Below are 15,285 nucleotides of genomic sequence, written 5' to 3' on the forward strand. Positions count from 1 at the left end.
TATTACTTGATAATACTTGGTGCCCAGGAGAAGACTCGAACTTCCACGACCGTTAAGTCACTGATACCTGAAACCAGCGCGTCTACCAATTCCGCCACCTGGGCACACATTTCGTCGAGGTCACATGATGCTTTACATCGCGTTTCATCTCAACTACAACGTCGTCTGTCCGTCGTTGTGGTGCGCACTATACGGACGGTCCTGAGGGCTGTAAACCCCCTGATCAAAAAAAATTTCAAAATTTTCAACTTGTTGATTCTTCAGCCCTATTACACCTTCCTCGGCTCATCGCCGGGGGGCTGTCCAAGGCTGTCATTTCCGGTTTCAATACGCCTATGCCAGAATTCCTATCTATATACCCCAAGGTGAACCCCTTCTGATGGCCGATTGGCAATCCCTCGATCCCGAGGCCGCTCGCGAAGCGGAAAAATACGACAACCCTATCCCCAGCCGTGAGCTGATCCTCCAGCGTCTTGCCGATCGTGGCGAGCCGGCCGCCCGCGAGGAGCTGGCGGCAGAATTCGGTCTGTACGAGGAAGACCAGATTGAAGCTCTGCGCCGCCGCCTGCGTGCCATGGAGCGCGACGGCCAGCTTATCTATACCCGGCGTGGCACCTATGCCCCGGTAGATAAGCTGGACCTTATCTGTGGCCGCATTTCCGGCCACCGCGACGGTTTTGGCTTCCTCATCCCTGATGACAAGAGCGACGACCTGTTCCTCAGCCCTTCGCAGATGCGCCTGGTATTCGATGGCGACCGCGCCCTGGCGCGTGTGTCCGGCACCGACCGTCGTGGCCGCCGTGAAGGTGTACTGGTAGAGGTCATCTCCCGCGCGCATGAAAGCGTGGTCGGGCGTTACTTCGAAGAGGGCGGTATCGGCTACGTGACGCCGGACAACCCGAAGATCCAGCAAGAAGTGCTGGTGACCGCCGGTCGCAATGGCGGCGCCAAGATTGGCCAGTTCGTCGAGATCAAGATCACGCACTGGCCAACCCCGCGCTTCCAGCCGCAAGGCGATGTGATCGAAGTGATCGGCAACTACATGGCGCCGGGCATGGAAATCGACGTTGCCCTGCGTAGCTACGACATTCCGCACGTCTGGCCCGATGACGTGGTCAAGGAAGCGCGCAAGTTCCGCTCCGAAGTGGAAGAGAAGGACAAGGAAAAGCGCATCGACCTGCGCCACCTGCCTTTCGTCACCATCGACGGCGAAGATGCCCGCGACTTCGACGATGCGGTGTATTGCGAGCCGCTGGGCAAGCTGCGCCTGTTCTCCGGTGGCTGGCGCCTGTACGTGGCGATTGCCGACGTTTCCAGCTACGTGCGCCTGGGTTCTGCCTTGGACGTCGAAGCCCAGCAGCGTGGCAACTCGGTGTACTTCCCCGAGCGCGTGGTGCCGATGCTCCCCGAAGAGCTGTCCAACGGCCTGTGCTCGCTGAACCCGCACGTCGATCGCTTGGCCATGGTCTGCGAAATGACCATCAACAAAGCCGGCCAGATGGTCGACTACCAGTTCTACGAAGGCGTGATCCACTCCCATGCCCGCCTGACCTACAACAAGGTCAGCAGCATGCTCGAGCATGCCCGCACCCGTGAAGGGAAGGCGCTGCGCGAGGAGTACAAGGAAGTCCTGCCGGACCTGAAGAGCCTCTACGCGCTCTACAAGGTGCTGCTGGACGCGCGCCACACCCGCGGCGCGATCGACTTCGAGACCCAAGAAACCCGCATCATCTTTGGCGATCAACGCAAGATCGCCGAAATCCGCCCGACCGTGCGCAACGATGCCCACAAGCTGATCGAGGAATGCATGCTGGCGGCCAACGTGGCCACCGCCGAGTTCCTGCAAAAGCACGGCGTGCCGGCCCTGTACCGCGTGCACGATGGCCCGCCGCCGGAGCGCCTGGAAAAACTGCGCGCCTTCCTCGGTGAACTGGGCTTGTCGCTGCACAAAGGCAAGGACCCGTCGCCGAAGGATTACCAGGCCCTGCTGGCGAGCATTTCCGAGCGCCCAGACTTCCACCTGATCCAGACCGTGATGCTGCGCTCGCTGAGCCAGGCGGTGTACAGCACCGACAACAACGGCCACTTCGGCCTGAATTACGAGGCTTACACCCACTTCACCTCGCCGATCCGTCGTTACCCGGACCTGCTGGTGCACCGTGCCATCCGCAGCATCATCCGCTCGAAGGTGGATACCCCGCACGTCAAGCGTGCTGGCGCCATGAGCATTCCCAAGGCGCGCATCTACCCGTACGACGAGAACACCCTCGAGCAGCTCGGCGAGCAGTGCTCGATGACCGAACGCCGTGCCGACGAGGCGACGCGCGATGTGGTCAACTGGCTCAAGTGCGAGTTCATGAAGGACCGTGTGGGCGAGACCTTCCCGGGTGTGATTACCGCGGTGACCGGTTTCGGCTTGTTCGTCGAGCTGACGGACATCTACGTAGAAGGCCTGGTGCACGTCAGTGCGCTGCCGGGCGACTACTACCACTTCGACCCGGTTCATCATCGCCTGTCCGGCGAGCGTACCGGGCGCAGCTTCCGCTTGGGCGACACGATCGAAGTCAAGGTCATGCGCGTTGACCTGGACGAGCGCAAGATCGACTTCGAAGTCTCCGAGAAGACCCTCAGCGGGCCGATCGGTCGCAAGCAGCGCGGCGCCGCGGCGTCCGCAGACGGCAAGCCCGAGCAGCCGCAACCGGCCACCGAGGCGAAAGCCACGCCCAAGCCGCGCAGCCGCAAAAGCGAGGCGTCCGAGGCCTACTTCCCTAAAGATGCCGTGCAGCGCAACGCTGAAGTGCGCAAGAGCCGCGAGATGAAGAAGGCGTTGATGACCGACGCTCGCAGCAGTGCCGGCAGCAAGTCGGAGAAGGGTGGCAAGCCATCCGGCAAGCCGACCAAGCATCGCAAAGGCCCGCCGAAGTCCGGTGCGCCCCGCAAGAGCAAGAGCAAGTCATGAGTCAGCTGGAAAAGATCTACGGCGTACACGCCGTGCAGGCGTTGTTGCAGCACCACCCCAAGCGGGTCAAGCAGGTCTGGCTGTCGGAAGGGCGCAGTGAGCCGCGCCTGCAGAAGCTGCTGGAGCTGGCCGCAGAAAACCGCGTAGCGGTCGGCCAGGCCGAACGCCGCGAGCTGGATGCCTGGGTCGAAGGTGTGCACCAGGGTGTGGTCGCCGAGGTCAGCCCGAGCCAGGTGTGGGGTGAATTGATGCTCGAGGAGTTGCTCGAGCGCACCGAAACGCCACCGCTGATTCTGGTCCTGGACGGCGTCACCGACCCGCACAACCTCGGCGCCTGCCTGCGCACCGCCGATGCCGCCGGTGCCACGGCGGTGGTGGTGCCCAAGGACAAGTCGGCGACCCTGACGCCGGTGGTGCGCAAGGTGGCCTGCGGCGCTGCGGAAGTGATTCCGTTGGTGGCCGTGACCAACCTGGCGCGCACGCTTGAAAAGCTTCAACAGCGTGGCCTGTGGGTGGTCGGCACGGCCGGTGAGGCCGAGCAGGAAATCTACCAACAGGACCTGACCGGGCCGCTGGTGATGATCATGGGGGCAGAAGGCAAAGGCATGCGCCGTCTGACCCGTGAGCATTGCGATTTCCTGGTCAAGTTGCCGATGGGCGGTAGCGTCAGCAGCCTGAACGTTTCGGTGGCGACCGGCGTTTGCTTGTTCGAGGCCGTGCGCCAGCGTCAAGCCAAGCGCTGATTCATACCTGCGCGGGCCTCTTCGCGGGGCAAGCCCGCTCCCACCGGGTTCGCTGAGATCCCTGTAGGAGCGGGTTTACCCGCGAAGCGGCCAGTGCAAGCTAAAGTGTTTCGGGCTGTTCAAATAATCGCCAATTACCTTGCTTGTCCGCCCCGCCTTCTCTACAATTGCGCCCCTTGCCGAGCTGGCAGGCGCTCATGTGCCTCCCCTCCATGGCAAGACATACAGTGTCATTCACTCCTTGTCTGACCAGCGTTCTGGCAGACTACTAACCCGTAAGGAGCATTCATGCGTCATTACGAAATCATCTTTCTGGTTCACCCGGACCAGAGCGAGCAAGTCGGCGGCATGGTTGAGCGTTACACCAAGCTGATCGAAGAAGATGGTGGCAAAATCCACCGCCTGGAAGACTGGGGCCGTCGTCAACTGGCCTACGCAATCAACAATGTTCACAAGGCTCACTACGTGATGCTGAACGTTGAGTGCACCGGCAAGGCCCTGGCCGAGCTGGAAGACAACTTCCGCTACAACGATGCCGTGATCCGTAACCTGGTCATCCGTCGCGACGAAGCCGTAACCGGTCAGTCCGAGATGCTGAAGGCAGAAGAGAACCGCAGCGAGCGCCGTGAGCGTCGTGAGCGTCCTGAGCATGCTGACTCCGCCGAAGGCGATGACAGCAATGACAGCGACTCCAGCGATAACGCTGACGAGTAATCCACGGACCTTTTGAGGAGCCTATTACATGGCACGTTTCTTCCGTCGTCGTAAATTCTGCCGCTTCACTGCTGAAGACGTGAAAGAGATCGACTTCAAAGATCTCAACACCCTGAAAGCTTACGTATCCGAAACCGGCAAGATCGTTCCAAGCCGTATCACCGGTACCAAAGCTCGTTATCAGCGTCAGCTGGCTACCGCTATCAAGCGCGCCCGCTTCCTGGCCCTGCTGCCCTACACCGACAGCCACGGCCGCTGAGACCGGGTCGTCGACAAGCAGTAAGGGATAAGCATGCGAGCGTTAGCTGATTTCATCATGCGCGGTCGTGTGCAGGCCACCCTGGTGGTGGTCATCAGTGCAGTGTTACCGCTGTTGTTCTGGTTGAGTGCCGCTGCCGGAAGCCTCGTGCTTCTGCGGCGCGGGTTCAAGGATGCTTCAACGGTCATCGCGTTTGGGCTTTTGCCCGCGGTGGCCATCTGGGCCTTTGGCGACCCCAGTACCTTGCTGGTGCTGTTGGGGACGCTGGGGCTGGCCGCCTTGTTGCGTGCCGGGCATTCCTGGAGCCGGGTGTTGATGTTCAGTGTTGTGTTGGGGCTGGTTTACAGCCTCATCCTGGACACGGTACTGCGTGAAACCTTCGAGGTGTTGGCCAAGGCGCTTGTACAAGCCCTGCCACAAATCGAAGGCAAGCCGGTGATCCCCGGTGAGCTGATCGGCCCTGTGCTGGTCGCTTCAACGGCGGTGATGCTGCAGCTGTTCAGCGTGCTGGCTTTGATGCTGGCGCGTTATTGGCAGGCTGCGTTGTACAACCCTGGAGGCTTCGGTCGCGAGTTTCGCGCCCTGAAGTTGCCGCGGGTAGCCATGCTGGCTTTGGTGGCCATGATGGTGCTGGGTCCGTTCATTGGGCCGCAGTTCATCGTTCTGGCCTCTGCGTCCAGCTTGGTGCTCGTCCTGGCCGGCATCGCCTTGATGCATGGGCTGGTGGCACAGGGCCGATTGGCCGGTTTCTGGCTGGTAGGCATGTACGTGACGCTGCCGCTGATCATGCAGCTGATTTATCCGTTGCTCGTGGTTTTGGCCATTGTCGACAGCCTGATTGATTTTCGCGGTCGCAAGTCCCCTGAGGGGAATGACTCCGCGAACGGTGAAGGTTAAAAGTTAAGAGGTTTTACCAAATGGAACTGATCCTGCTGGAAAAAGTCGCTAACCTGGGCAACCTGGGCGACAAAGTAAAAGTTAAGGCTGGTTACGGCCGTAACTTCCTGCTGCCATTCGGCAAGGCCACCGTTGCCAACGCCGCCAACCTGGCTGCGTTCGAAGAGCGTCGCGCCGAGCTGGAAAAAGCAGCTGCTGACCGTAAATCGTCGGCTGAAAGCCGCGCTGCCCAACTGGCTGAGCTGGAAGTGACCATCACTGCCACCGCTGGCGACGAAGGCAAGCTGTTCGGTTCGATCGGCACCCACGACATCGCTGACGCCCTGACCGCCTCCGGCGTTGAAGTGGCCAAAGCTGAAGTTCGTCTGCCGAACGGCACCATCCGTCAAGTTGGCGAATACGACGTAGCCGTGCACCTGCACAGCGACGTTGAAGCCACCGTACGTGTGGTCGTCGTAGCTGCCTAAGCTGCGCTGACTGGCTGGCCGCACGCGGCCCAGCCGGTTAACATCGGGCACGGTCCTGTCTTTCACAGGCCGTGCCCTTTGTCTTTTTCGTCCCCCAGAATTTATTCGTGGCCATGAACGAGATCACCACCTCCGAACAGCTTGACCTGCAAACCGCATCCCTGAAGGTGCCGCCGCATTCCATCGAGGCCGAACAGGCTGTGCTCGGTGGCCTGATGCTGGACAACAACGCCTGGGAGCGGGTACTGGATCAGGTGTCGGATGGCGATTTCTATCGGCATGACCACCGCCTGATCTTCCGCGCCATCCACAAGCTGGTCGACCTGAACCATCCGTTCGATGTGGTCACGTTGCACGAGCAGTTGGACAAGGAGGGCGTGTCGTCGCAAGTCGGCGGCCTGGCCTACCTGGCGGAGTTGGCCAAGAACACCCCGTCGGTGGCCAACATCAAGGCCTACGCCGCGATCATTCGCGAGCGGGCCACGTTGCGTCAGCTGATCAGCATCAGCACCGACATCGCCGACAACGCGTTCAACCCGCAAGGGCGCAACGCCGAAGAAATCCTCGACGACGCCGAACGGCAGATCTTCCAGATCGCCGAGGCCCGGCCGAAGACCGGTGGCCCGGTAGGGGTCAACGAGCTGTTGACCAAGGCCATCGACCGGATCGACACGCTGTTCAACTCCGACAGCGATATCACCGGTATCTCCACCGGGTACACCGACCTGGACGAGAAGACCAGTGGCTTGCAGGCAGCCGACCTGATCATCGTCGCCGGCCGTCCATCGATGGGTAAGACCACCTTCGCCATGAACCTGGTGGAAAACGCCGTGCTGCGCAGCGACAAGGCGGTGCTGGTGTTCTCCCTCGAGATGCCAGGCGAATCGCTGATCATGCGTATGCTCTCGTCCCTCGGCCGCATCGACCAGACCAAGGTCCGTTCCGGCCAGCTGGACGACGACGACTGGCCGCGCCTGACCTCGGCGGTCAACCTGCTCAACGACCGCAAGCTGTTCATCGACGATACCGCCGGCATCAGCCCGTCGGAAATGCGTGCGCGCACCCGTCGCCTGGCGCGTGAGCACGGTGAAATTGGCATGATCATGGTCGACTACCTGCAGCTGATGCAGATCCCGGGTTCTGCCGGTGACAACCGGACCAACGAGATTTCCGAGATCTCCCGCTCGCTCAAGGCCCTGGCCAAGGAATTCAACTGCCCGGTCATCGCCCTGTCGCAGCTGAACCGCTCCCTGGAACAGCGGCCGAACAAGCGCCCGGTGAACTCCGACTTGCGGGAATCGGGTGCAATCGAGCAGGACGCCGACGTGATCATGTTCGTCTACCGCGACGAGGTGTATCACCCGGAAACCGAGCACAAGGGCATTGCCGAGATCATCATCGGTAAACAGCGTAACGGCCCCATCGGCTTCATCCGCCTGGCCTTCATCGGCAAGTACACCCGCTTCGAGAACCTCGCGCCGGGTATGTACAACTTCGACGACGACGAATAAGCGCAGGGTTTGCGTATTGCAGATGAATCCGACCTCTGCCGTCGGATTTGATCAAAATTTGTGCTATATTCCGCGCCCGCGATTTCCCTGAACACCAGAACCGGTCACTGACATGCAAGCAGCCAAACCACTCTACGACTATCCCAAGTACTGGGCCGAATGCTTCGGGCCAGCACCGTTCCTGCCCATGAGCAGGGAGGAGATGGATCAGCTCGGCTGGGATTCCTGCGACATCATCATCGTGACCGGGGACGCCTACGTCGACCACGCGTCGTTCGGCATGGCCATCATCGGCCGTCTGCTGGAGGCCCAGGGCTTCCGCGTGGGCATCATCGCCCAGCCAAACTGGCAGTCCAAAGACGACTTCATGAAGCTGGGCGAGCCGAACCTGTTCTTCGGCGTCGCGGCCGGCAACATGGATTCGATGATCAACCGCTACACCGCGGACAAGAAGATCCGTTCCGACGACGCCTACACCCCAGGCGGCATGGCCGGCAAGCGCCCTGACCGCGCCAGCCTGGTGTACAGCCAGCGTTGCAAGGAAGCCTACAAGCACGTGCCGATCGTGCTCGGTGGCATCGAGGCCTCGCTGCGCCGCATCGCCCATTATGACTACTGGCAGGACAAGGTCCGCCATTCGATCCTGATCGACGCCAGCGCCGACATCCTGCTGTACGGCAACGCCGAGCGGGCCATTGTCGAAGTCGCCCAGCGCCTGTCCCAGGGTGAGAGCATCGAACACATCACCGACGTGCGCGGCACCGCGTTCGTGCGCCGTGACACGCCGCAGGGCTGGTTCGAGATCGACTCCACCCGCATCGACCGCCCTGGCCGCGTCGACAAGATCATCAACCCCTACGTCAACACCCAAGACACCCAGGCGTGTGCCATCGAGCAAGCCAAAGGTGACGTGGAAGACCCGAACGAAGCCAAAGTGGTGCAGATTCTCGACAGCCCGGGCATGACCCGCGACAAGTCGGTGATCCGCCTGCCGTCGTTCGAGAAGGTGCGTAACGACCCGGTGCTGTATGCCCACGCCAACCGCGTGCTGCACCTGGAAACCAACCCAGGCAACGCCCGTGCCCTGGTGCAGAAGCATGGTGAAGTGGACGTGTGGTTCAACCCGCCACCCATCCCCATGACCACCGAAGAAATGGACTACGTGTTCGGCATGCCTTACGCGCGTATTCCGCACCCGGCCTATGGCAAAGAGCGCATCCCGGCGTACGAGATGATCCGCTTCTCGGTGAACATCATGCGTGGCTGCTTCGGTGGCTGCACCTTCTGCTCGATCACCGAGCACGAAGGGCGGATCATCCAGAACCGCTCCCACGAATCGATCCTGCACGAGATCGAGGAGATGCGTGACAAGGTGCCGGGCTTCACCGGCGTGGTTTCCGACCTTGGCGGCCCGACCGCCAACATGTACCGCATCGCCTGCAAGAGCCACGAGATCGAGAAGCACTGCCGCAAGCCGTCGTGCGTGTTCCCGGGTATCTGTGAAAACCTCAACACCGACCACAGCTCGTTGATTGAGCTGTACCGCAAGGCGCGTGCCTTGCCGGGTGTGAAGAAGATCCTGATCGCCTCGGGCCTGCGTTATGACCTGGCGGTCGAGTCGCCGGAGTACGTCAAGGAGCTGGTCACCCACCACGTTGGCGGCTACCTGAAGATTGCCCCGGAGCACACCGAGCGTGGCCCGCTGGACAAGATGATGAAGCCGGGCATCGGCACTTATGACCGCTTCAAGCGCATGTTCGAGAAGTTCTCGAAAGAGGCGGGCAAGGAGCAGTACCTGATCCCGTACTTCATCGCCGCCCACCCAGGCACCACCGACGAAGACATGATGAACCTGGCCCTGTGGCTCAAGGGCAACGGCTTCCGCGCCGACCAGGTGCAGGCCTTCTACCCGTCGCCCATGGCGTCGGCCACGGCCATGTACCACTCGGGCAAGAACCCGCTGCGCAAGGTGACCTACAAGAGCGAAGGCGTAGAGATCGTCAAGAGCGAGGAGCAGCGCCGTCTGCACAAGGCGTTTTTGCGTTATCACGATCCGAAGGGCTGGCCGATGCTGCGTGAGGCGCTGGAGCGCATGGGCCGTGCCGATTTGATCGGGCCAGGCAAGCACCAGCTGATTCCGCTGCACCAGCCGCAGTCCGACAGCTACCAGAGCGCCCGCCGCAAGAACTCGACGCCGGCTGGCAGCCACAAGGTGGCCAAGGAGCAGAAGATCCTGACCCAGCACACCGGCCTGCCACCGCGTGGCAGCGATGGCAGCAAGCCGTGGGACAAGCGGGAGAAGGCCAAGGCCGAAGCATTTGCCCGCAACCAGCAGGCGGCCAAAGAGCGCAAGGAAGCGGCCAAGGGTGGCGGCAAGGGTAAGAAGCCGCGTCAGCCCGTTATTCCGCGCTGAGGCTTGAAGGGGGCCGCTTTGCGGCCCATCGCAGGCAAGCCAGCGCCTACAGGTACAGCGCAGGCCTTGAATGCTGCATGGTATCTGTAGGAGCTGGCTTGCCTGCGATGGGCTGCAAAGCAGCCCCAAAATCTCAATTTCAATCCGGCTGCTTGTCGACCCACTTCGGCGCTACCGGCGCGACGAATTCACTCATCCCATCCAGCAATGCATCCGCCTGCTGCCCCAGCAGCAACATCGCCCGATGCTGCGGCCGCACGAAACCTTCCTCGACGATATGGTCAAGGAACCCGCCCAGCTTTTCATAAAAGCCATTCACATCGAGCAGGCCCAGCGGCTTGGCGTGATAGCCCAGTTGCCCCCAGGTCCACACCTCGAACAACTCCTCCAGCGTACCCAGCCCACCCGGCAGCGCGATGAAGGCATCGCTGAGTTCGGCCATGCGCGCCTTGCGCGCGTGCATGCCATCGACCACCTCCAGGCGGCTCAGGCCCTTGTGGCCCACCTCGGCGTCCAGCAGGCTTTGCGGGATGATCCCGACCACTTCGCCGCCCGCAGCCATGGCAGCATCGGCCACGATGCCCATCAAGCCGACAGCGCCGCCACCATAAACCAGGGTCAGGCCGCGCCGGGCAATGGCCTGGCCCAGGGCGACGGCCGCTTCACGGTAAGCAGGGTTGGCGCCGATGCTGGCGCCGCAGAAGACACACACGGAACGTACAAGCATTGCTTATCTCCAATCACTCAGGATGACAGGGTACGGCGCATGCCTGGCCGTTCCAAGGCCGGTGTCATTCCGGCCGGGAGAATTCGCAGACAGCACCCGTGGCACCCTGGGCATAGGCGGCAAGCAGGCTGTTCATGAAGCTGGAAATGCGCATTTGGTATTGCTCCTAAATGAGAGGTTGTCCCATCCTCCAATAAAAGGGCATGATGTGCCCTTAGATTGGTTGTATACAATCCATTGAACAATTCTACTGGCTGGCCACTTGACACCCCCTTGACCCATATCAGAAAGGGGCTGAACGGTTTCAGGCAGTCTCGCAATTGATAAAACCCTGCCAAGGAGATTCATGATGTTTGCGAAAGCTGTAGCGGTATCCCTGCTGACCCTCGCCAGCGCCTCTGTCTTCGCAGCCGAATGCTCGGTGACTGTCGAATCGACGGACCAGATGTCCTATACCACCAAGGAATTCACCGTCGACAAGAGCTGCAAGGAGTTCACCGTCAAACTGACCCACTCCGGCAACCTGCCGAAGAACGTCATGGGCCATAACCTGGTGATCAGCAAGACGGCTGACATGCAGGGTATTGCCACTGAAGGCATGAGCCAGGGCATCGAAAAGGGCTACCTGAAAGAAGACAACGCCAACATCATCGCCCACACCGCGATGATCGGTGCGCCGGAGAAAGAAACCGAAGTGAAGTTCGACACGTCCAAGCTTGAAGCCGGTGGCGACTACAGCTTCTTCTGCACCTTCCCGGGCCACATCTCGATGATGAAGGGCAAGGTTGTCGTCAAGTAATCAAAAGCTGACGCGGTAACCTGTGGGAGCGGGTTTACCCGCGAATGCGTCGGTGACTCCACCATCGCATTCGCGGGTAAACCCGCTCCCACAGGTCCTTCTACAGTCTGATCAAGGCGCGAACGGCAGTTCGCGCTTGTGCTGGGTCTTGCGGTAGGTCGCGACGATGATGTCGAACGCTGCCTGATCAACCGGCTGCCCCTGCAGGAACGCATCAATCTGCTCATACGTCACGCCATGTGACGCCTCGTCCGGCTTGCCCGGCTCAAGGTCTTCCAGGTCGGCTGTCGGTACCTTCTCCACCAGCGATTCCGGCGCACCAAAGCGGCGCGCAATGGCCCGTACCTGGTTCTTCACCAGCCGCGCTCAGCGGGGCCAGGTCGCAGGCACCATCACCAAACTTGGTAAAGAAGCCCATCACCGCTTCGGCGGCATGGTCAGTGCCGATTACCAGGCCTGCACGGGCGCCGGCGATGGTGTATTGGGCGACCATGCGGGTACGCGCCTTGACGTTGCCGACAACGAAGTCCACCAGCGTCGGCGAGCCGTTTTTCAGTTCCACCACCTCAGCTGCCAACGCTTTCACTGCCGGGGCAATGTCGACGGTGTGCACTTCATCGGCCTTGATCACGTCAAGGCACGCTTGGGCGTCATGCTCGTCATGCTGCACCTGATAGGGCAAGCGCACGGCAATGAAGGTGTAGGCCTTATCGCCGGTTTCGGCACGCAGCTCGTTGATCGCGCGCTGGGCAAGCAGGGCTGCGGTCAGTGAGTCGACACCGCCACTGATGCCCAATACCAGCGTCTTGAGCCGGGCATTGGCCAGGCAATCCTTGATGAACGCCACGCGCCGAGCCACTTCGTTGTCGAGCGCGGCGGCATCGGCGAACGGTGGCTGCACCTTGAGCGCTTGGGCAATCTCTCGCTGAACGGCTTGCATGGGTTACTCCTTGCTGGGGATTTTGAAAACGTGGCGCATGTAGGCAACGAAGTTCTCGTCGCGGCACTGGGTCTTGGCCGCCTCGTCAGAGATTTTCGCCACCGGCGAGCCATTGCAGTCGGTCATTTTAAGCACGATGTTCATCGGCGCCACACCCGGTATGTCGCAGGTCAGGTTGGTGCCGATGCCGAAACTGACGTTGATGCGGCCGCGCAGGGCACGGAAGATTTCCAGCGAACGGGTCAGGTTGAGGCCGTCGGAAAACACCAGGGTCTTGGTCATCGGGTCGATACCCAGCTTCTGGTAATGGACGATGGCCTTCTCCGCCCAGGCAACTGGCTCGCCCGAATCGTGGCGCAGGCCGTCGAACAGCTTGGCGAAGTACAAATCGAAATCGCCGAGGAAGGCGTCCATGGTGATGCAGTCGGTCAGGGCGATGCCCAGCAGGCCGCGGTACTCGCGTACCCAGCAGTCCAGCGCGGCGCTCTGGCTGTCGATCAAGCGCGGGCCGAGCTGTTGGTGCGCCATGATCCATTCGTGGGCCATGGTGCCCAGCGGCTTGATATCCAGTTTCCATGCCAGGTCGACGTTGCTGGTGCCCACGAAACGGGCCGGGAAGTCATCACGCAGTACCCGTACCACCTCTTCCTGAACACGGCTGGAAAACCGCCGGCGGGTGCCGAAATCGGCCACTTGCAGGTCGGCCAGCTCATCGTCACTGGCATGCGCGCGCAGCCAGTCGAACTTGCGGTACAGCTGGTCGCGGGCTTCGGCCAGGCGCATGTGCGGGTGCAGGTGGCGGTTGCGCACTTCGCTGATGATGGCCAGCAAGGGCACTTCAAACAGGATCACGTGCAGCCAGGGACCACGCAGGCGTAGGAACAGTTGATCGTTTTCGATGCCGATGCGCACGTAGCGCAGGTTGAAGCGGAACAGGCGCAGAAACCGCAGGAAGTCTGGCTTGAGAAAGCTGATACGTTCCAGAAAGCCCAGTTGGCCTTCATCCAGGGTCAGGTCGCTGAGCAGTTCGAGCTGGTTGCGGATCTCGCCGAGGTAAGGGCGCAGGTCTTCGCCGTTGCGGCAGCGAAACTCCCATTCCACGTCGGCGTCCGGGTAGTTGTGCAGCACACCCTGCATCATGGTGAGTTTGTAGAAGTCGGTGTCGAGCAGGTTGTGCACGATGCGCTCGGCGAATGCGCTCTCGCTCATCAAGGGTGGCTCCGGAAGCGGCGAATGGCGGCCATTGTGCCAGCCTTTTGCATTTTCATGTTTCTGCTGCGGCCCATTCGCGGGCAAGCCCGCTCCCATCTAGCCGGCATAACGGCCAAAACAGAGGTGTTTTTCCGTGCACCCGCTAGCCTTGAAACAGTGCTGCCTGTAGCAGTCGCGCACCAGCGGTGTGCACTTCGGTGACGTCGGCTGTTACAGGGCGGTTGCACGTAAACACTTGCCAGGGTTGCAATGATGGCACTCCACGGTTGCTCCTTGTCTGTACGTGTGGTGGCGCCTGCCGCGTGGCAGACGGTTGCACGCTCAATAAAGAAAAGGCCGTCGGTCGCCTGCCAGCCACCCTTGCTGTGTGATTTCCCGGAATACAAAACCAATGGCACGGCCCTTGCTCTGAGCACAGGGTTGAGAAGTTGTAGTGCCAACCAAAAAAAAACTCTAGGAGCACCACCTCATGTCGCAGACGTTTTACAAGAAAGGTTTCCTGGCTCTGGCCGTCGCTACGGCACTGGGTATTTCTTCGTATGTTCAGGCCGACATCAAGATCGGCGTCGCAGGCCCGATGACCGGTGCCAACGCAGCGTTTGGCGAGCAGTACATGAAAGGTGCCCAGGCGGCAGCCGACAAGATCAACGCCGAAGGCGGGGTCAACGGCGAGAAGATCGTCTTGGTGAAAGGCGATGATGCCTGCGAACCGAAGCAAGCCGTGGCCGTGGCCAACCGCCTGGTCGACCAGGACAAAGTGGCAGGCGTGGTCGGCCACTTCTGCTCCTCCAACACCATCCCTGCTTCCGAGGTGTACGACGAAGCCGGTGTGATCGCCATCACCCCAGGCTCGACCAACCCGCAGGTGACCGAGCGCGGCCTTTCCGCCATGTTCCGCATGTGTGGCCGTGACGACCAGCAGGGCATCGTTGCCGGTGACTACATCGTCGATGTGCTCAAAGGCAAGAAGGTGGCCGTGCTGCACGACAAGGACACCTACGGCCAAGGCCTGGCCGATGCCACCAAGGCGCAGCTCGAGAAGCGTGGCGTGAAACCTGTGCTGTACGAAGGCCTGACCCGCGGCGAGAAAGACTTCAGCGCCGTGGTCACCAAGATCCGCTCCACCGGCGCCGACGTGGTCTATTTCGGTGGCCTGCACCCAGAGGCCGGCCCACTGGTACGCCAGCTGCGTGAGCAAGGCCTGAAGGACGTCAAGTTCATGTCCGATGATGGCATCGTCACCGACGAACTGGTGTCCACGGCGGGTGGCGCACAATACGTCGATGGCGTGTACATGACCTTCGGCGCCGACCCGCGCCTGCTGCCGGACAGCAAGGCCGTGGTGGAAGAGTTCCGCAAGAACGGTACCGAGCCTGAAGGCTACACCCTGTACGCCTATGCCTCGTTGCAGGCGCTTGCCGCCGCGTTCAACGGTGCCAAGTCGAACAAAGGCGAAGACGCCGCCAAATGGCTCAAGGCCAACCCGGTCAAGACCGTCATGGGCGAGAAGAAGTGGGACAGCAAGGGCGACCTGACCGTCTCCGACTACGTGGTCTACCAGTGGGACAAAGACGGTAAATACCACCAGCTGGAAAAACAAAAATAATAACGGCTACCGGCCCGGGTGCTTACTGCCCCGGGCTG

The 15,285-nt window shown here is 61.1% G+C and carries 12 protein-coding genes, 1 tRNA gene and 1 pseudogene; 10 read left to right on the forward strand and 4 right to left on the reverse strand.

Features of this window, described 5'->3' with window-relative positions; genetic code table 11:
• Window positions 1-17 precede the first annotated feature (17 nt).
• Window positions 18-104 (reverse strand) — tRNA-Leu (locus tag AB7M33_RS11600).
• Between the two features lie 275 nt (window positions 105-379).
• Here AB7M33_RS11600 and rnr point away from each other — a divergent pair.
• The 8 genes from rnr (at window position 380) to AB7M33_RS11640 (ending at window position 9,963) form a co-directional block, all read left to right on the forward strand.
• A complete protein-coding gene (gene rnr, locus AB7M33_RS11605; protein WP_085272311.1) occupies window positions 380-2,959 on the forward strand; it encodes a ribonuclease R in 2,580 nt (859 codons plus the stop codon).
• A complete protein-coding gene (gene rlmB, locus AB7M33_RS11610) occupies window positions 2,956-3,702 on the forward strand; it encodes a 23S rRNA (guanosine(2251)-2'-O)-methyltransferase RlmB (protein ID WP_027592540.1) in 747 nt (248 codons plus the stop codon). The genes rnr and rlmB overlap by 4 nt, the downstream gene beginning before the upstream one ends.
• Before the next feature lie 288 nt (window positions 3,703-3,990).
• Window positions 3,991-4,416, forward strand: coding sequence for a 30S ribosomal protein S6 (gene rpsF / locus AB7M33_RS11615; RefSeq protein WP_003249557.1), 426 nt, complete (start codon window positions 3,991-3,993; stop codon window positions 4,414-4,416).
• Between the two features lie 28 nt (window positions 4,417-4,444).
• Entirely contained in the window at window positions 4,445-4,675 is a 231-nt protein-coding gene (rpsR, locus tag AB7M33_RS11620; protein ID WP_003249563.1) for a 30S ribosomal protein S18, read from the forward strand.
• A 33-nt stretch (window positions 4,676-4,708) separates the two neighbouring features.
• Window positions 4,709-5,572: a hypothetical protein gene (locus AB7M33_RS11625; RefSeq protein ID WP_027592541.1), complete on the forward strand. Its 864-nt coding sequence runs from the start codon at window positions 4,709-4,711 to the stop codon at window positions 5,570-5,572.
• Between the two features lie 20 nt (window positions 5,573-5,592).
• The gene (rplI, locus tag AB7M33_RS11630; protein ID WP_012316464.1) at window positions 5,593-6,039 is read left to right on the forward strand and encodes a 50S ribosomal protein L9; all 447 of its coding nucleotides are present in this window, start codon (window positions 5,593-5,595) and stop codon (window positions 6,037-6,039) included.
• Window positions 6,040-6,152: 113 nt separating this feature from the next.
• The gene (gene dnaB, locus AB7M33_RS11635; protein ID WP_027592542.1) at window positions 6,153-7,550 is read left to right on the forward strand and encodes a replicative DNA helicase; all 1,398 of its coding nucleotides are present in this window, start codon (window positions 6,153-6,155) and stop codon (window positions 7,548-7,550) included.
• A 112-nt stretch (window positions 7,551-7,662) separates the two neighbouring features.
• A complete protein-coding gene (locus AB7M33_RS11640) occupies window positions 7,663-9,963 on the forward strand; it encodes a YgiQ family radical SAM protein (RefSeq protein WP_099430576.1) in 2,301 nt (766 codons plus the stop codon).
• A 139-nt stretch (window positions 9,964-10,102) separates the two neighbouring features.
• Here AB7M33_RS11640 and AB7M33_RS11645 read toward each other — a convergent pair whose 3' ends face one another.
• On the reverse strand, window positions 10,103-10,690 hold the full coding sequence (locus AB7M33_RS11645; protein WP_454242859.1) for an LOG family protein: 588 nt from the start codon (window positions 10,688-10,690) through the stop codon (window positions 10,103-10,105).
• 349 nt (window positions 10,691-11,039) lie between these two features.
• Here AB7M33_RS11645 and azu point away from each other — a divergent pair, with 349 nt between their 5' ends.
• Window positions 11,040-11,489: an azurin gene (azu, locus tag AB7M33_RS11650; protein WP_043198099.1), complete on the forward strand. Its 450-nt coding sequence runs from the start codon at window positions 11,040-11,042 to the stop codon at window positions 11,487-11,489.
• A gap of 111 nt (window positions 11,490-11,600) precedes the next feature.
• Here the strand turns inward: azu and nadE are convergent.
• A pseudogene (nadE, locus tag AB7M33_RS11655) lies at window positions 11,601-12,429 on the reverse strand (ammonia-dependent NAD(+) synthetase).
• A 3-nt stretch (window positions 12,430-12,432) separates the two neighbouring features.
• Window positions 12,433-13,638, reverse strand: coding sequence for a nicotinate phosphoribosyltransferase (pncB, locus tag AB7M33_RS11660; RefSeq protein WP_085272316.1), 1,206 nt, complete (start codon window positions 13,636-13,638; stop codon window positions 12,433-12,435).
• A 472-nt stretch (window positions 13,639-14,110) separates the two neighbouring features.
• On the opposite strand from pncB, the gene AB7M33_RS11665 reads away from it, so the two are divergent.
• Entirely contained in the window at window positions 14,111-15,247 is a 1,137-nt protein-coding gene (locus tag AB7M33_RS11665; RefSeq protein ID WP_027592548.1) for a branched-chain amino acid ABC transporter substrate-binding protein, read from the forward strand.
• The last annotated feature ends 38 nt before the right edge of the window (window positions 15,248-15,285 follow it).

The organism is Pseudomonas sp. Y3 TE3536 (assembly GCF_053629175.1).